Annotated in this window: 19 protein-coding genes and 3 pseudogenes; 14 read left to right on the plus strand and 8 right to left on the minus strand. The window is 46.9% G+C overall.

Annotation, left to right across the window (positions count from 1 at the left end):
- Both AND4_RS14840 and AND4_RS14845 read right to left on the minus strand, forming a co-directional pair.
- The gene (locus AND4_RS14840; RefSeq protein WP_043991728.1) at window positions 1–1485 is read right to left on the minus strand and encodes an MFS transporter; all 1485 of its coding nucleotides are present in this window, start codon (window positions 1483–1485) and stop codon (window positions 1–3) included.
- A gap of 369 nt (window positions 1486–1854) precedes the next feature.
- The gene (locus AND4_RS14845) at window positions 1855–3225 is read right to left on the minus strand and encodes an L-serine ammonia-lyase (protein ID WP_009843796.1); all 1371 of its coding nucleotides are present in this window, start codon (window positions 3223–3225) and stop codon (window positions 1855–1857) included.
- Between the two features lie 224 nt (window positions 3226–3449).
- On the opposite strand from AND4_RS14845, the pseudogene AND4_RS20300 reads away from it, so the two are divergent.
- Window positions 3450–3590 (plus strand): annotated as a pseudogene (locus tag AND4_RS20300) (YdcF family protein); the annotation flags it as partial.
- 16 nt (window positions 3591–3606) lie between these two features.
- Here AND4_RS20300 and AND4_RS14855 read toward each other — a convergent pair.
- Entirely contained in the window at window positions 3607–4266 is a 660-nt protein-coding gene (locus AND4_RS14855; protein WP_009843798.1) for a hypothetical protein, read from the minus strand.
- A 257-nt stretch (window positions 4267–4523) separates the two neighbouring features.
- On the minus strand, window positions 4524–4784 hold the full coding sequence (locus AND4_RS14860) for a DUF333 domain-containing protein (protein ID WP_009843799.1): 261 nt from the start codon (window positions 4782–4784) through the stop codon (window positions 4524–4526).
- Between the two features lie 225 nt (window positions 4785–5009).
- Here AND4_RS14860 and AND4_RS14865 point away from each other — a divergent pair, with 225 nt between their 5' ends.
- Entirely contained in the window at window positions 5010–5528 is a 519-nt protein-coding gene (locus tag AND4_RS14865) for an NUDIX hydrolase (protein WP_009843800.1), read from the plus strand.
- Window positions 5529–5906: 378 nt separating this feature from the next.
- Here AND4_RS14865 and AND4_RS14870 read toward each other — a convergent pair whose 3' ends face one another.
- From AND4_RS14870 to flgA, 4 genes are all read right to left on the minus strand, one after another.
- A complete protein-coding gene (locus AND4_RS14870) occupies window positions 5907–6584 on the minus strand; it encodes a lytic transglycosylase domain-containing protein (RefSeq protein ID WP_009843801.1) in 678 nt (225 codons plus the stop codon).
- A 43-nt stretch (window positions 6585–6627) separates the two neighbouring features.
- On the minus strand, window positions 6628–7065 hold the full coding sequence (flgN, locus tag AND4_RS14875) for a flagellar export chaperone FlgN (protein ID WP_009843802.1): 438 nt from the start codon (window positions 7063–7065) through the stop codon (window positions 6628–6630).
- A gap of 17 nt (window positions 7066–7082) precedes the next feature.
- Window positions 7083–7364: a flagellar biosynthesis anti-sigma factor FlgM gene (flgM, locus tag AND4_RS14880; protein ID WP_009843803.1), complete on the minus strand. Its 282-nt coding sequence runs from the start codon at window positions 7362–7364 to the stop codon at window positions 7083–7085.
- A 136-nt stretch (window positions 7365–7500) separates the two neighbouring features.
- Entirely contained in the window at window positions 7501–8298 is a 798-nt protein-coding gene (gene flgA, locus AND4_RS14885) for a flagellar basal body P-ring formation chaperone FlgA (RefSeq protein WP_043991729.1), read from the minus strand.
- 79 nt (window positions 8299–8377) lie between these two features.
- Between flgA and flgB the strand changes: the two genes are divergently transcribed.
- The 12 genes and pseudogenes from flgB to AND4_RS14945 all read left to right on the plus strand — a co-directional run.
- Complete coding sequence (flgB, locus tag AND4_RS14890) at window positions 8378–8740, plus strand: flagellar basal body rod protein FlgB (RefSeq protein ID WP_009843805.1); 363 nt, start codon at window positions 8378–8380, stop codon at window positions 8738–8740.
- Between the two features lie 2 nt (window positions 8741–8742).
- The gene (flgC, locus tag AND4_RS14895) at window positions 8743–9177 is read left to right on the plus strand and encodes a flagellar basal body rod protein FlgC (protein ID WP_009843806.1); all 435 of its coding nucleotides are present in this window, start codon (window positions 8743–8745) and stop codon (window positions 9175–9177) included.
- Window positions 9177–9863 (plus strand): flagellar hook assembly protein FlgD, encoded by a 687-nt coding sequence (gene flgD, locus AND4_RS14900; RefSeq protein WP_009843807.1) that lies wholly within the window; start codon window positions 9177–9179, stop codon window positions 9861–9863. The genes flgC and flgD overlap by 1 nt, the downstream gene beginning before the upstream one ends.
- A gap of 26 nt (window positions 9864–9889) precedes the next feature.
- Complete coding sequence (gene flgE / locus AND4_RS14905; RefSeq protein ID WP_009843808.1) at window positions 9890–11089, plus strand: flagellar hook protein FlgE; 1200 nt, start codon at window positions 9890–9892, stop codon at window positions 11087–11089.
- 12 nt (window positions 11090–11101) lie between these two features.
- Window positions 11102–11833, plus strand: a complete 732-nt coding sequence (gene flgF, locus AND4_RS14910; protein ID WP_009843809.1) for a flagellar basal-body rod protein FlgF — start codon at window positions 11102–11104, stop codon at window positions 11831–11833.
- Window positions 11834–11871: 38 nt separating this feature from the next.
- A complete protein-coding gene (gene flgG / locus AND4_RS14915; protein ID WP_009843810.1) occupies window positions 11872–12657 on the plus strand; it encodes a flagellar basal-body rod protein FlgG in 786 nt (261 codons plus the stop codon).
- Window positions 12658–12689: 32 nt separating this feature from the next.
- Window positions 12690–13361 (plus strand): flagellar basal body L-ring protein FlgH, encoded by a 672-nt coding sequence (gene flgH / locus AND4_RS14920; RefSeq protein ID WP_043991738.1) that lies wholly within the window; start codon window positions 12690–12692, stop codon window positions 13359–13361.
- Window positions 13361–14482 (plus strand): flagellar basal body P-ring protein FlgI, encoded by a 1122-nt coding sequence (locus AND4_RS14925; protein ID WP_009843812.1) that lies wholly within the window; start codon window positions 13361–13363, stop codon window positions 14480–14482. Before flgH ends, AND4_RS14925 begins: the two co-directional genes overlap by 1 nt.
- Window positions 14483–14492: 10 nt before the next feature.
- Entirely contained in the window at window positions 14493–15041 is a 549-nt protein-coding gene (locus AND4_RS14930) for a rod-binding protein (protein ID WP_009843813.1), read from the plus strand.
- Window positions 15042–16415: a flagellar hook-associated protein FlgK gene (gene flgK / locus AND4_RS14935; protein WP_009843814.1), complete on the plus strand. Its 1374-nt coding sequence runs from the start codon at window positions 15042–15044 to the stop codon at window positions 16413–16415.
- 12 nt (window positions 16416–16427) lie between these two features.
- Window positions 16428–17328, plus strand: a pseudogene (gene flgL, locus AND4_RS14940) (flagellar hook-associated protein FlgL).
- Between the two features lie 11 nt (window positions 17329–17339).
- Window positions 17340–17855, plus strand: a pseudogene (locus tag AND4_RS14945) (flagellin); the annotation flags it as partial.

The following is a 17855-nucleotide window of genomic DNA, read 5'->3' on the forward strand; positions in this document are numbered from 1 at the left end:
TCAGTTTTGTGCATCGGCCTCAACCACGCCCAGTTCAGCTTCATTGCGCTTGGCTGCTTCCAGCATTTTACGAATGATGAATGATGCGCCCAATGCGATAGCAACCATTACTATCGCAAGGATGGTCAGCAGTTGGAAGTAATCGCCGTACACGTGCTTTACGATTTCTTGTGTGATCTCTTGACCTTTTTCTAGAGCGATAGAGGTCGAGAATACGGCACCAACAATACCGCTTAATGCGATAGCAACAGAGAATAAGCTAACAGAGAAGTTTTCGATGTGCTTCGGTGCAACAGATAAGATAAATGCGACGACCATAGAGCCGACGATAACTTCAGCGATTGCTTGGAAGAAGTGAATCACAAGGAAGATCTCGGGCATGATGCTCACGTCTTCGCCTACCGTGGTTACAGCGAAGGTTAGGATGCCGAAAGCAATCGCTGTGAGAACGAATGCTAATGCAATTTTAGTTGCCGTGGTTAGGTGAATGTCGCGTTTTTCTAGCACGCTAAAGAAACCAGCCACGATAGGACCACCAACCATACACCATAGCGGGTTCATCGCCATCGCAGCCTCAGGCTCTAATGGGATAAAGCCAAACAGGGAACCTTTCAGAGTATTGATCGCTACCATGTTCATTGAGGTCATCATTTGACCGTAGTAAACGAAGAAACAAGTGGTAAGAAAAGTCACGATGAGGATAGTTCCCATCTTCAATGACTCCGCTTTGCTTGCTTTGAGCATTAAAAAGATGAAGTAAAGGATGGCAGCACCGCCGATAGCGTAAACGATGTTCTGACCGATATCCATGTTAGAGAACATAAAGAAAACCAATGCGATCATCGCGGCAGAGATAATGGCAAAGAAGAACCAGTTCTTCATACTTACGGTCTGTTTATCCAGATCAGATGCGACACCAATCAATCCCTTGCGGAATACAAGCAGCATAACTAATGCGGCAGTCGCCATGACGGCAGAGATAGTGAAACCGCCGTTAAAACCAATCACCAGTACAATCATTGGGAATAAGTACTGGCCAAGGAACGCGCCAATGTTATTCACTGAGTAATTGATAGGGTAGCCTTTCTCGAAGTCTTCTTGAGTGTTAAAGGTTCGCTTGTAAAGACTAGGGTAAGAAGGGGACATTAACCCACGGCCGTAGCTTGCTAGTGCGATACCACACATAGAAAGCGGTACGTTGGTTGCCGAAGCCCCAAGAACAAGCAGCACGTAACCAGATGCGAAGGCGAGGAAGGCAATCGATAGAGAACGGTAAGCACCTAAAAATTTATCCGCGATGACTCCCCCTGCAATCGCAAATAGGGGACCAATCGCCGAAAAGGCGCCCACGATCATCATGGTGTCAGCTTCGTTGTAGTTGAGATCTTCTAAGAAAAAACGCGTCAGGCTAACTAACACGCCGTAAAATGATAAGCCAAACATCATTTGGCAGAACATCATCGATTTATTTAGTTTATTCCACATTATTGAATGCTCACTATTGCGGGAAAAGTCGTTATGGTTGCTGTTGGATGTTACTTAAATGCTATGTTACATATTGAAACAATTGTCGCATAAAACGAACACAATGCACCAAAAGTTCTAAAACGAAACGTTTGCCTCACCAATGTGTTGTTTTAGATCAATTATAAATCACGTGAATGAACTTTTAGGGATAAAGCCTATAAAATGATTTTTCTTTGGTGGCTTTGGAAAGTCAGAAAGGTTGGTAAAATAATGCTTAATAGTGGAGCCGTGAATAGGCAGTGTGAATTGGCGCGGAAACGGCACTGTTAACGGACTTTTTCCGCCAAAAGTGCCATCTTTTAATCAGTAATCATGGATGTGAATAGGCTATTCACACGGTGGGGCCATGTGAATCATCGCCAGGCCGCCAAGCGATGTTTCGCGGTATTTCTTATTCATGTCTTTGCCTGTTTGGTACATGGTTTCAATAACCTTGTCTAATGAAATTAGGCATTTGCTGGTACGTTTCAGTGCCATCCGCGACGCATTGATGGCTTTCATTGCGCCCATCGCATTTCGTTCGATGCACGGAACCTGCACTAAGCCGCCAATCGGGTCACAAGTCATGCCTAAGGAGTGCTCCATGGCAATTTCAGCAGCAATACAGATTTGCTCGTTACTGCCGCCACGCAGGGCGGTTAAGCCAGCAGCAGCCATTGAAGAGGACACGCCGACTTCCCCTTGGCAGCCCACCTCAGCACCAGAAATCGAAGCATTGGTTTTGTACAAAATACCAATTGCTCCCGCAACGGCTAAGAAGTCCTTGAGCTGTTTATTGTCCAGTTCTTTAACGAAGCGGTGGTAGTACATTAATACGGCAGGGATGACACCAGCGGCGCCATTAGTCGGAGAGGTGACGACCTGACCCCCGGCAGCATTTTCTTCACTGACGGCGAAAGCGAACAGGTTGATCCAATCCATGATCGCCATAGGGTCGTTTTCAATTGCAGCATTGGCTTCAAGCTTTTTGAGCAGATTAGGTGCTCGGCGTGTGACATTCAAGCCCCCTTCAAGAACGCCCTCTGTATCAAATCCACGCTGCATACAAAGTGACATCACTTTCCAAATTTGCTCGGCTTTTTGGTCGATCTCGTCTTGCTCACGGAAAGCGCACTCATTTTGCAAAATCATGCCTCCTAAACTCAAGCCGTTTTGCTCTGCTTTTTCTAACATCTCATCGGCCGATTTAAAAGGGTAGGCCACTTGCACTTCTGTTTCGTTGTTGCCGTTTTCTAGTTCAGCCGCAGTTGCAATAAAGCCGCCACCAATGGAGTAATAAGTTTCAAATGCAACTTGAGCGCCCACGGTATCAAAAGCTGTGATCGTCATGCCATTTTCATGTAATGGGAGATTATCACTATGAAACACAATATCGTGGTCATAGCTAAACACGATGTCATGCCCCCCAGCGACAGAGAGCGTGCCATGTTCAATGGTATGTTGCAGCGCACTTTTGGCGCTGGTCATCTTGATGGTATCGGGTTTATTGCCCATTAAGCCAAGTATCGTGGCGCGGTCAGTGTGGTGACCTTTACCAGTCAGTGATAATGAACCGTAAAGGTCCACTTGCACCTTGCTCACTTTCGTCATAGAGCCAGTGAGAAGCTGGGTGAAATGATAACCTGCAAGCATAGGGCCATTGGTGTGGGAACTGGACGGACCGACACCAACTTTAAAAATATCGAAAATCGACAGCATAATTGACTTCCTTTCATGACGGACCTTTCATGGGTCTCTCGATTAGTATTGTTAATTACATGTTAATGCTTGAAGGTGGGTTGGCAAAGAAAAATTTGTATAAGAATTCGTCTCTAAAGCATGGTGTCTTTGGACGTAAGTTTGGCGAGGGAGGAATAAAACCCAGCGAATGCTCTACGAACGATGGAAAGGCGTCAAGCATTGGGGGTAAACAAGGTGCTGTAGATATGAAAAAGGCCATCGAAATGACGGCTTTTGACGATTCAGTTTGTGCAGTACTGCAAGCGTTAGCAGTGTTTCATCCAGTTCTTTCGTCGCTAGACCTGCGTTTTGACCCTGAGCAATGCTTGGGTAAACAGACCTGAGTGAATGGCACCCAACTTATTGGTTCTTTAGTTCACGACGTGTACGCACAGCACTGAGTGCGATTAAGCTGTAGCAGAGCAATTCCATGCCTTCTTCAGATATGTTCTTCACATCGCGTATGTAGTGAGCACCCATTACGTGATGCCAGAAGCTGCCCATACCGTACAGGCGTGAGTACACCAATAGCAAGATCACTGCACCGATAAGCAGTTTCATATAAGGCGACTGAAGAATGGTTGCCATTTCATTTACGGTTCCTTTACCACCTTGGTAGGCTTTCGCACAAGCCAGTGCGGTAACAGCAAGTGCTGGGAATACCCAACAACCATGATGAATGATGTCGAACCAGTAATCCATTTCGCGGATTATCAATACAGCGAAGAAACCAGAGATAAGCATCGCAGCATGGGATACATTGCTTTGCTGTTTCGATACACGGAAGAAAGACCAAGACGCAATAGTCAGCATGATCAGTTGTAACGTTTCTGTGATGGATATTTCACCCAAGCTGGAGCCCAGCATTACGTAATCCACTCGAATACTTAAGTTTACGAGAATACTGATGGCAACGATGGTCAACGCACTCAACACTGATTTGTAGATGATGCGTTTTGACTCTTCGGTGATGATGTTCGTTGGGGCCGACTCGGCTTCTTTGACAGTATTTAATTTCATCCTGACCACTCGCTCTTATGAAATGTGGAATAGAGGTGCAATTATGTGATTTGCGTCAAAGATTTTATTGGTCGACAGGAAAGTAATGTCAGAGAATTGTTAATAAAAACGCCGTTCAATATACTAGCAAAGTATAATCGGATTTTCGATTGATTATTAAGGTTATGAAAGTTATGGGTTTTGTTACAGATAAAAAGGAGCATACGCCCCCTTATTGGCATTTCTGTAACTTTAGATTGCGAAAATGCTAAGGCTATTTAAGACTCGCCATCTTTGTTGTGATTCTTGCGGTAGTATTCCCATTGCTCATAGCGCTCGTTTTCAGACAATAGGCAGTAAGTCATGCGCTCACCATTTTCTGTAACAGTTTCTAGCTTGCCGCCTTGTTGGACGCAGTATACCGCTGCTGGGTTTGCTACGGTGGTGTATTCATTTGAGCGAGTTGCACCTTCATAAGTTGAACAACCAGCCAACACCATCGCTGCAGCCACTGCTGTTACTATAGTTGTCTTTTTCATTATTGATCTCCGCACGGGATTAACGAGTAGTGGATTGATTATAGGAGACTTTCGGAAATATATTGTCTTATGTTTGTTAAAAGCGGAACGCTTGTGAGAGGATTCAGCGCAATCTTAGAATGCGCTCACGATTCGATAGGAGGTGGGGCTGTACTCAAATGGAAACTTGGGAATAGGCATGAATTTCGGTAGTATGCGCGCAAACCATTCACAGCGGAATCTGCGATGAGACATTTGAAAACCACCACGCACCCAGACATCGAACATTTGGATGATAAAACCATCTTCCAACGCCATGCTGCTCGCGCCATTGTCTTAGATGGTGAAGATGTTCTACTTCTTTATACTGAGCGTTATCACGATTACACCTTACCAGGCGGTGGTATCGATGAAGGTGAAGATGTCATTGCGGGTTTGGTGCGTGAATTGGAGGAAGAAACTGGCGCAAAGAATATTCATCACATCAAGCCTTTCGGTATCTTTGAAGAATTTCGCCCGTGGTATAAGGAAGATGCGGATGTGATGCACATGACGTCTTACTGCTACACATGCAACATTGATCGTGAGTTAGGTGAAACGGCTTACGAGGACTACGAAGTGAAGAACGGCATGCGCCCAGTTTGGATGAATGTGCACGACGCGATCGCCCATAATGAAAAGACCATGGCAGAAAGCCCAAAAAAAGGCATGAGTATTGAGCGCGAAACGTTCTTGCTTCAGTTGATTGCAAAAGAGCTCTTGTAGTGCTTTTTATTCGAAAATAACTTAATCATGAAAGTTTGACCGCAACGATTTAACTGAGCAAATATAACCGCGAAAGTTAAACCTAGCCTAAATATCAGCCAAAAAAAGTCCGGGCTCCCTCCCCGGAACCCGGACTTATTCCAGACGCGCAAGCGAAGCGTCATCTCGATATTCTTTTTGTTTCAAACTGTAAAAACAATAGCTTTTTTATGTTTGATGTGTAAATACACAAAAGTGATAACTGCCTGTTTTCACGATGTTTACACTCACAATGCGATGGGTATCTAGCCAGCGCACCACGACGCTTTCCTATCTTTGAGATACATTACGGTATATTTTCATTCAGTGTCTAACTCGGATGCGTCTTAGTGAAAATATTCACAATTCGATCAATGGCGGCAACCGGCCAAGGTCGATAAGCGGTTCAGCGTAGGTTGAGGAGTGATTCGCAAACAACAGTAATGGTTGGAAAGAATTGGTACGCAGTTTATGAGCATTGACCAAACGATCCAGCGCATAGAAGCGATTGACGTATTGCTGAGTCTCTTTGGGCAAAGTGAGTGATCTAAAGTCTCGACTGCCTGCCTTTTTTATTGCTCTGGCGATGCGTCCTTCTCCCGCGTTGTAAGCCGCGAGGGTGAGCGCTATATCTTGATCAAACTTGTTATACAGAAATGCCAAATATGCCAGTGCGGCTTTTGTACTGGCTTTGGTATCAAAGCGTTCATCTCGAGCGTCTGTTACTTGCAGACCAAAGCGTGTTGCTGTCGCTGGGATTAATTGCCAAAGACCCGCAGCATTAGCGTGCGAGACGGCTTCTGAGTTGTAGGAAGACTCCAACATCGGCACTAATATCAAATTGGCGGGTAGAGATTTTTTCTTGAGTTGCTTAAAGATATGATCCAGTAGCGGACCCACAGAATTCAAACGTTGAGTGATTTGTGTTTGATAAGGAGCAAGTATCTTGAGTTGTTGAGCGATGGCTTTTTCGTGTGGTTTAGCCATCGTCAGTGGAGAAAAGCACATCAGGCAAAAAACAAAAAAGCCCACAGTCATCAATCGGGATGGAACAAGTGTCTGCAGGCAAAGCGAAACATGTTTAGAAAGGACGCTCTTCATAGGTATGCTGCACAGGTTGTTTGAGTTGACTGACTAACTCTTGGAATGTCGCAGAGCTTTGGCCATTGCTGTGATTATCCTGCTGGCATTGTTTCACCAAAGATTCTAACAGCGTCCACTTTTGTCTTGCTCGTGTAGCAATGTTAGCTGGCAGGGCATTAAATATTCGGTTCACACTGCTTGCATTGCACGGTAACCCAAGTGCGCGCATGAACTGGCTTCTTTCACTTGCAGAGCGACCAAGCTGGTTCAAAATTGGCATTTGTTTTTGAATGTTCTCGTTGAGCGTTTCGCCATCGAACTTCAAATACAAGGCTTTTTGTTGCTGAATTAACGCCAATAGTTGCTGATAGAGTTTGACGTCTTCTGCTATAGAACGCATAAATTGCTGAATGTGTTGTGATGCCGCCGTTGCCATGCCTAACTCCTAGTGCGTTACTCGTGACCAGTATGAAATTGCATTACTGCTTTGGACAATGCTTTGGTGTCCAGATTCAGTTCACCGCGTGCCAATGCATTACGGATTTGATCAACCTTTGCCATGTCTACGTCTGGCAGGTTTTTCATTTCTGTTTGAGCCCGATCGATTGCCGCGGTGTTCGCTTGAAATGTCGGCTCGTTAATTTTGCTTTGTTCTATGGTATCGACAGGTTTTTTACTGGCCTGTTGGAATTTAGTTTGTGGGACATGACCGCCCGCGACTTTGTCGATTTTCATGCTGTTGTCCTCAATCATCATGTTCTAAATGGAATAGGCGACTAGGGTATGATGAACATTAAATATTTATTTTTTACTCTAAGTACAATTGCGTTGACGAGCGCCTAAATCCAGAAATGATAACCTGAGTCCAAAATCAAAATTGGGTATTTACTTGATTCACTCCTGTCACGATCGCTCGTATCACCTTACCAGAGCGGGTGTTCTCTACCTCAATTTGCTGACCTTTCTTACCTTGTTCTAAGGCGACCCCCTTGGTGCTGGCACTAAACCCTTCTTTGCTCGCGATGATCAGCACTTCGTTGCCTTTCTCAATAAGTGGCGGCGAGCTTAGGTTGGTCGGGGCAATAGTTTGACCTGCGCGAATACGGCGGGTGGTTTCTAGGCCAATGACTTGATTCATTTGCGTGAAGAAATCGTTTTGGCGTGAAATCGTGCGCGTTTCGGTTTTTAAGTTCGAGGCTGAGATGACTTCATTGCGTCCAATCGTGCTGGTGGCAACAAGAACAGGAAGCGTGACGGCCGATTTAATGGTCACATTGATACGCCATGGGGAGCGGATGTCTTCACAACTGACCGCGCGTTTTAAATGACCGACAGGTATCGGGCGATTATCGCGGCTGAGGATCGCTAAGGGTACATTACAAGTGGGGAGGTGATTGGCTGAGCTGGGTATCCATATTTGATAATCGAGCTGGTAATTGCCCCATTGATTAGAGCGTGCGACTTGCGTCACTTGTTGCTCGAACTGCTCGCCGACGATGGCTTTGAGAGCTTCTACCGATAGCGTTTTTTCACTGGCGATGGCACTTATTGGGCTCACACTCAACACTAAACTGCACAGCAGCGGTACTGAGGAAAATCTGCCTTTCCCCTTGTTTTGAATGGCTTCCGTGAACCGGAAGTGAGACTTCCTTGTTTTATTGTAATTCATTGATATATATCGATATTTTTTATGGCACGCATCTTGTTTTAATATTCGGTGTATTCGAGCCGACTTAAAGGAAAGATGCATGGCGATTACATTCGAAAATGCGTTAGGTGTACATCCAGAGGCACTCAATTTTCGCGTTCAGCGTACCAAAGTCCTCGCCAGTAACCTAGCAAATGTTGATACCCCAGGTTACTTGGCAAAGGACTTGAGTTTCACCACAGTGATGGACCAAGTGTCTGCGAGCAGTGTGAATGAACCTGTGCCGAAGTTCCGGGTCGAGGCGCAATATTCGATGCCTTACCAAAATAGCAAAGACGGCAACACCGTAGAGCTTGGCGTTGAGCAAGCCAAGTTCACACAAAACAACATGGACTTTCAAACCAGCCTGACATTTATCAATATGAAATTTAGCGGCTTGGCGAAAGCGATTGAGGGACGATAGACATGTCATTTACTGATATTTATTCGATCACTGGCTCGGCGATGACAGCGCAAACCGTTCGTCTGAACACAGTAGCCAGTAATCTTGCTAACGCCGATGCGGTTTCTGCAAACCCGGATGACGCGTACAAAGCACTCAAGCCAGTGTTCGCAACTGTGTACCAAAAAACGCAGATGACGACAGATAACGGGGTTTATCCGAATGCGGAAGTTCGTATTGTTGATGTGGTGCAGAGCGCAGGTCAGGCAGAGCAACGTTTCGAACCTAATAATCCGTTAGCCAACAATCAAGGCTACGTGTACTACCCAGATATTGATGTGGTGTCAGAGATGGCAGACATGATGTCCGCAACGCGCAGCTTTGAAACTAACGTTGAAGTACTGACAAATGTGAAAAGCATGCAGCAAGGGCTACTTCGACTAGGGCAGGGTAATTAATGAGTCTCGCACAATATACCGCGCTTTCTGCTGATGCATCCGTCGCGACCACCACCAGTGGTGATACAGGTGGCATTTCCGCTAACCCATCTGATATGAACAGCGCAACGTCATTGGAAAATGAGTTTATCTCTTTGATGGTGGCGCAAATTCAAAATCAAGACCCACTGAACCCGCTCGATGGTACAGAGTACGTCAGCCAGTTAGCGCAATTTTCTCAAGTTCAAAGTACTGAAAACATGGCGATGCTAATGCAAAACAGCATGGTATTGCTTGATAACATGCAGGTCCTCTCCACGGCGGGCTTAGTCGGTCAAACCGTGTATGTATCTGCCAACGAATTTGAACTTGGTGAAGGTGCACAAAGTGGCAAGCTTGAGCTAGAACATGGTTCGAACCAAGTTACCTTGGTCGTCAAAGATGAATTTGGCCAATCGACCAAAGTGCCTTTAGGGGCGCACGGTGCGGGGGACGTCGAGTTCTCAATCAACCCGGAAGAGCTGGGTTTGAAACCGGGTAAGTACACCGTTGCGGTGGAAGTGCAAGACGGGCAAAAAAGCCCGAATGTTTTGTTAGCAGGCACGGTAGAGCAGGTTCGTATCCCTAGCTCCGGCGGCGCTGCACTCGTCAATGTCCAAGGCGTTGGCAATGTTCCTTTCTATCAAATCACTCAGTTTGGTGCTTGACCAAATACGGAAATCAGAGGTTATTTATGAGTTTTAACATCGCACTTAGTGGTCTGGACGCGACCAATACAGAATTGAACACGATCAGTCACAACATTGCTAACGCATCAACGTATGGCTTTAAAGGTGGTCGAACGGAATTTGCAGCGGTTTACAACGGCATGCAACCAGGTGGCGTGGAAGTGGCGTCGATTTCTCAGAACTTCGATAAAAATGGCTCGGTGACAGGTACAGGGCGTGCCATGGACTTGGCGATCAACGGTAGCGGTTTCTTCGTAACCAAAGATAATATGGGTCAAATGCTTTATACCCGTGCGGGTGTGTTTGGTACGGACAAGAACAACTTCGTGACCGCAAATAATGGCGCTAAGTTGCAAGGATACAGCGTAGACAACAATGCGAATCTTCAAACCGGTTCTGTTGGTGACATCAAAGTGTCGACATCTTCTCTCAACGCTAAAGCGACTGACAACCTCGACTTTGTAGCGAACTTCGATGCAAGTGCTACGGCCGTGGATCAAACGGTTTACCCATTTGATTCGTCTGATCCAAATTCATTCAATTCTTCTTACACCACTAAGGTGTATGACTCACTTGGCAATTCACACACCGTCACTCAGTACTTCACTAAGACGTCAGATAACGAATGGCAAGTGAATGTAGAAGTTAACGGTGCGCCAACGACACCTGCCACAGCGCAAACGGTGCAGTTCAACACAGACGGCACACTGGCATCACCAACGGGTTCTTTCAACATTGCTTTCCCAGCAGCTGGTGCAAACGCAATGAGCATTGATATCAGCTTGAATGGTAGTACGCAGTTTGGCGCCTCGTTTGGTGTGAGCACCAACAACCCGAACGGCTACACCTCAGGGGAGCTTGCGGGCGTTCGAGTGGAGGACAATGGCATGGTGTACGCGACATACACCAATGGTCAGTCTCAGCTACAAGGACAAGTTGTGCTTGCCGACTTTGCGAATACTCAAGGTCTATCTAAGGTGAGCGGCACTTCTTGGACGCAAAGCTTCAGTTCAGGGGCTCCAATTATGGGTGTTCCTGGCACAGGCACATTGGGTAACTTAACGCCGGGCGCACTAGAAGGTTCTAACGTTGACTTAACCAGTGAACTTGTTGCACTCATGACGGCGCAGCGTAACTACCAAGCCAACGCAAAAACTATCTCGACCAACGACAAGCTGACTCAAGCTCTGTTCAACGCGGTGTAATGGGAGAGTTGCATGGATAGCTTGTTATTTACCGCAACGTCGGGTGCAAGCCGAGTACTCAAAGCGCAGCACGTGCGTTCGAACAACCTGTCGAACGCTGATACGGCAGGCTTTCGAGCTGATATGGAACGAGTTCGTAGTGTGGAACTGCAAGGTTCGGGCTTTGATGGTCGCACCATGGTGGTGACCAACTCTGCAGCGACGCGTTTTGACTCCGGTGACATCATGAAAACGGGGCGTCCTCTTGACGTGGCGATCATGGGCGAGGGTTACCTTAGTGTCGAAACGCCCACAGGCAACGAGGCTTATACAAGAGCGGGCAACATTAAAGTTGATACGTTTGGCGCAATGAGCATCAATGGTTTTCCTGTCTTGGGTGAAAACGGTCCTTTGGTGGTGCCTGACTTTCAGAAGATTGAAATCAGTGAGCGCGGAAGGGTATCCGTCATTCCTCCAGGTGGTGGTGCCGAAGTGGAAGTGGGCACCTTGAAGATGGTGAAACCGCCGTTCGACCAATTGCAAAAAGAGAGTGACAGTTTGCTGCACAGCTTGGATGGTGCGCCTTTCCCTGCAGATGAAACCGTGCAGCTTTCTCCTGAGCACATTGAGGGCAGCAACGTGTCTGCCATTGATGAACTGCTGAGTGTGATGTCGCTGACGCGTAACTTCGAAATGCAAGTACGCATGATGAAAACCGCAGAAACCTTGGCGCAAGCCGGAAATAAATTGATGACGGCGAGATAACCTTTTTACAAAGGGCCCTCGTTTAAAGGAGACAACCAATGCATTCAGCATTATGGGTAAGTAAGACGGGCATGGCAGCTCAAGATACAAAAATGACTGCCATCTCAAACAACTTAGCAAACGTCAACACGGTCGGCTTTAAGCGTGATCGTGTGGTGTTTGAAGACTTATTCTACAGCATTCAGCGTCAGCCTGGTGCGCAAGTGGACCAAGTGAACGAACTGCCAAGCGGTGTTCAGCTTGGTTCTGGTGTTCGTGTCGTGGGGACGCAAAAAGTGTTCACCCAAGGCAATACACAAAATACCACGCAAGAGTTAGATTTAGCCGTGATGGGGCAAGGCTTCTTCCAAATCGAAAACTCAGACGGTCAGATCATGTACACGCGTAATGGTCAGTTCCATATCAACTCTGAGGGTTTGATGGTCAACAGCCAAGGTTTGCCACTCGAGCCGCAAATTCAAATCCCAGATGATGCGATCTCGTTTTCTGTTGGTGTGGATGGCACGGTAACGACCACATCGGCCGATGATCCGAATCCGCAACAACTTGGTCAGATTTCGCTGGCAAAGTTCATTAACCCAGCTGGTTTAGAAGCTGTTGGCGGTAACTTATTCCGTGAGACGGCAGCAAGTGGTTCTGCGGATGAGCTAATTGCGGGTGAAGATGGTGCAGGCAGCATCAAACAAGGCGCTTTAGAGGGCTCAAACGTGCAAGTGGTGGAAGAGATGGTCGATATGATCACGACCCAACGAGCGTACGAGATGAACGCTAAAGTGGTCTCTGCCGCAGACGACATGCTGAAGTTTGTCGCGCAATCAATGTAAGTAAGAAATTGGTGATGATGAAGGAAAAAGCAATGAAATGGCTTTCGAAGAGTTGGGCAGTGGCCGTCGTGTTGCTGGTGGGGTGTGCGGGTCGTGATGAATTTATTCCACCTGAGCCAAACACGGAGGAATATGCGCCGCCAGTGTTGGATTACACCTTGCCAGAAACCAGGTTCGGTAGCCTTTATCGTCACCAATATACTATGACGCTTTTCCAAGATCGCCGCGCATACCGAGTCGGTGATGTTCTGACTGTGCAGCTGTTTGAAGAAACGTCTTCAAGCAAGAAAGCGGGCACGCAATTTGGCAAAAGTTCTACCGTTGACTTTGCTGTGCCAACCATTGGCACCAAAACGATCAATGAGTTAGGCGTAAGTGTTGATGGCAGCCGCAGCTTTGATGGCAGTTCATCGAGCTCGCAAGGCAATAAATTACAAGGTGCAATCACAGTGACCGTGCACGAGGTACTGCCAAATGGTGTGCTTCGTATCAGTGGTGAGAAGTGGTTGCGACTTAATCAAGGTGACGAATTTATTCGTCTGACCGGCATCGTGCGTGTTGATGATATTAGCCGCAGCAACCAAGTTTCCTCTCAGCGTATTGCTGATGCTCGCATCACCTACGCAGGTCGTGGTGCATTAGCCGATAGTAACGCAGCTGGGTGGCTGACGCAGTTCTTCAACAGCCCATGGGTACCATTCTAATGAAGCCAAGAAATGCATTTTTTTCTTCTTTCCTTTTGGCTATGGCCTTGGGACTTCCTGCCACTTCACAGGCTGAAGTGGAAATTCCGATCATGGACTTGGTGGATGTTCAGGGCATCCGAGAAAACCAATTGGTTGGCTACGGTTTAGTTGTAGGTTTAGCAGGCCAAGGTGACCGTAATCAAGTGAAATTCACCGCCCAGTCGATCACCAATATGCTGCGTCAATTTGGTGTTCAGATTGATGACAGTATGAACCCGAAATTACGTAACGTGGCGTCAGTGAGCGTCACTGCATCGGTCGATCCAATGGCTGGTCCGGGTCAAACATTGGATGTGGTGGTTTCCTCTATCGGCGATGCAAAAAGTTTACGTGGTGGCACATTATTGTTAACACCACTGCGTGGTATCGACGGAGAGGTGTATGCCATCGCTCAAGGCAGTGTGGTCGTGGGTGGTTTATCGGCAGAGGGCAAAAGCGGCTCGAAAGTGGAGGTGAATACACCGACAGCAGGCCGTATTCCGAATGGAGCAACAATAGAGCGGGAAATCGAAACTGACTTTAATCAACGCGACGAAATTACCCTGAATCTTCGTAAACCGAGCTTTACAACAGCAAAGAATATTGCTCGAAAAATTAACAACACCTTTGGCCCAAACGTGGCGAAAGCGATCAATAAAGCGCGTGTGGAAATGCGAGCGCCAATGGACACTCAACAGCGCGTTACCATGATGTCAATGCTGGAAGAAATGAGCGTAGAAGAAGGTCGTAAACCAGCTCGAATTGTCTTCAATGCGCGCACGGGGACGGTAGTGATTGGCAAGAATGTCAAAGTGGGCGAAGCCGCTGTTAGTCACGGAAATCTAACGGTTCGTGTCTCTGAGTCTCAACAGGTTAGTCAACCTAATGCCTTTGCCGATGGTAAAACTGAAGTCGTGGATCAATCTCAAATCGATGTAAATGAGGATCAGGCAAAAATGGTGATTTGGCCTCCGGGAACCGAACTTAACACCATAGTTAATGCGGTGAACAGCTTAGGTGCCACACCAACGGATTTGATGTCGATTCTACAAGCATTAAATGAAGCAGGTGCGCTCAATGCTGAACTTGTGGTGATTTAAGGAGTTAGCAATGAAGTTAGATACGAGCAGTGATCAAGCTCAGCTCAATACCATGCTGTATCACGATAACAGTGCCCTAGCGAGCATCAAAAAAAGTCGTGACCAAGAGGGAGCGCTTGAAGCAGTTGCAGGGCAGTTTGAAGCTATGTTCTTGCAAATGGTGCTACGCCAAATGCGCAGCAGCAGTGATGTATTAGCGCACAAAGACAGCCCGTTTTCCAGTCAACAACAAGGTGTGTTTCGTGATATGTATGATGGTCAATTGGCGATGGAACTAGCGAAAAAGCAAAACTCCGGTATCGCTAAAATGCTGATTCAGCAACTCAGCCCTTCAATGAGGGAAGTTGCGTTCGACCAATCCCGAAATGTCTCTCCGGCAAACGATGACAAAGAAACAGGTTTGGAACAAGTGTCACAACTTAAAAATGCCGAAATTACGTTGAAGACCGATGAAGTTAATCCCTCTCTACAAGCGGTCGCCTCTGTTAAACAAGTGCTCGGTGAAGCTGGGATGACGACCGCGTTTACTCAGCCACTGATCAGGAAAATGGAGCTGTAAATGAACCTTGTCAATATTGCCCTCTCAGGTTTAAACGCCAACCGCGTAGCGCTGGACGTCACAGCGCAAAATGTGGCTAACATCAACACGCCGGGATACAGCCGACAACAAGCGCTGATGGCGTCCGTTGGCGATGGTAAGTACAACAAGCTCAGCCCTGGTATGGGTGTTGAAGTGACCAGTATTCGTCGTGTGACCGATCAGTTCTTGGTCAAACAAACCTGGTCGACCAACAGTTTAGCGGCTTATTCAGCAGGTTATGTCACTGCAATGGATCAGCTTGAAAACACGCTTGGCGCTGATGGTTTCAGTATTTCGGCTGGCTTAGATTCACTCAACGCCGCGCTTAATGATGCGACGGTGAAACCAGAATCAATCCCATATCGTCAGCAAATCGTTAATGAATCAGAAGCGTTGGCGCGTCGTTTCAATACGCTAACTGAGTCCCTACACAATCAACACAAAGACATGAGCGATCAACGCAATGCTGCACTAAGCCATGCCAACAGTTTGATGGCCAATATTGCCCAAGTGAATAAGCAGATTGTAGAGATGCAAGGCACTGGCGGGAATCCAGCTCAGTTGATGGATACCCGCGATCTGTTGATTGGTGAGCTTTCTCAAATTGTTGAAATAAAAACCACCGACCAGTCGGATGGCAGCATGCAGGTCACTCTGTCTTCTGGTCAGCCTTTGGTTATGGGTGGGGATTACGGTCAGTTGACGGCAAAGCCAAACCCTAGTGATCCTTACTTAGCGGATTTGAGTGTCGATTTCGCATCACAAAGTTTTATCATTGACCACTCAGTCGGTGGAAAATTAGGTGCGATTAATGATTATCAAACCCAAGTCTTGAAGCCAAACCAAGTGGCATTAGATGATATGGCAAAAGCGCTGGCTGATGAATACAACGCTGTGCTGGCAACAGGACAAGATCTTAATGGTAATTCAGGTAAGCCATTATTTAGTTACGATCCCGCCAATCCCGCCGCGAGCCTAACGATTACCAATATCGGTGCGGAAGAATTGGCTTTTTCGAGTGACGGTACTCCGGGCAATGCGGATGTACTGAATGACCTGATTCAACTCAGCAATAAACCCATTTCTGTGACGGGCTATGGCTCGCTGAGTTTAAACGATGCGTTTACCGCAATGGTTGGAGAAACCGCGATTAAAGCCCGCCAAGCAGAAGCCGATTACGAAGCAAAAGCTGCGATGAATAAACAAGCTCATGCCGCGCGAGATAATGTCAGTGCTGTGAACAGTGATGAAGAGGCGGCGAACTTGATGACTTTTGCCAACGCACACAACGCCAACATGAAAGTCATTAGCACCGCTAACCAGCTTTTCGATTCTGTATTGCAGCTATTTTAAAAGGAACCCGAGATGCGAATCAGTGACAGTCAATTTAGCCAAATGATGCTGCAAAGCTTGCAAATCAACAACGCAGGTTTGGGGCATGTTCTCCAACAAATGGCCACGGGTGACCGATTAACCAAGCTTTCTGATGATCCAATGGCGTCGATTAAGCTGTTGAACTTGAGCGAGAAAACAGTGCAATCGATCAGTATCAAAGCAACATTGCCAACCTTAAAACGACGCTCTCTGCTCAAGAAACCCACTTGGATTCGGTCAACGAGAGCTCGAGGAGAGTGTGCGTGATTTGGTGCTGTGGGGGGCGAACGGCACATTAACCGATGAAGACCGCAGTGGTATGATCATCGAACTAAAAAGCTACCGTGATTCGATTGAATCTTCATTTAATGCTCAAGACGAGGAAGGCCACTACTTGTTCTCTGGTACCCAGACGGATACGCCTGCGGTAAGCAACCCCGCTGGTGTATACCAAGTAGATGGTAACAGTGACAAACGTGTTGTGACCGTCGCGAAAGGTGTGACCATGGATTCTAACATGACGGCCAAAGAGATTCTGGAACTTGGTGGCGGTGACAATGTGTTGAACCAAATCGATGCTTTGATTGCAGAATTTGAGAACCCGAGTCCGAATTTTCAAGCGGAAGTAGACGCCAGCCTGTCTGACATTGATGATACCTTGGCAAGTGTATTGGGCGCGATGACAGAAATTGGTGGTCGCCATAACAACCTCGACCTGATGGACAGCGCGCACGGCGAAAACAAGTTGTTCGTTGATAAGGTGACCAGTGACTTATCTGCATTGGACTACGGTGAGGCATCAGTACGTTTGAGCAACTACATGGCGGCGTTACAAGCAACGCAAGCTAGCTACGTGAAGATCAACGATCTCAACCTGTTTGATCGTATTTAAGGAAGCATTATATGGTGATGAGCACAGTAGAGGTAAGACCCCATAGCATACGCTTGGGTGGGCAAGAACAAGCCTCTATCATGCCAACCCGCTCAGCGGATTCAAGCAGTGCGATTAAACCGCGACCTACGCAAGTTCAAGCTGACACAGCGTCAGCTTTTTCTGTTTCAGGAATTCAGCTTACGCAAGGTCAGCAACAAGCGACAGCAGTGCAAATTGCGTCTAAATCGTTGCAAGTGATTGGTAAAGAGCTGACTCATATCAAGCGAGGTTTGACCCAGGCTATCAACCAAGGCGCACAGAATGTTCCTGGTTTGCAAGACGGGTTAGTGCGAGCTAAAGCGACGATTCAAAAAGTGGTTGAAGAAGCTCGTTTTGATGGGCTCAAAGTAATTGATAACGAATTGCACCTTAAGTTGGATAAAGCAGATATTCGTCGTTTCTCTGTCCCAGGCTTGAACGTATATCGCTTGAGCGAGAAGGCGGAGCAAATCCGCTTGGACTTTCCGCAAGGTCAATCGGTAATG

Origin of the sequence: Vibrio sp. AND4 (assembly GCF_000171815.1) — a bacterium.
In the GTDB taxonomy this organism is placed as follows: Bacteria; Pseudomonadota; Gammaproteobacteria; order Enterobacterales; family Vibrionaceae; genus Vibrio.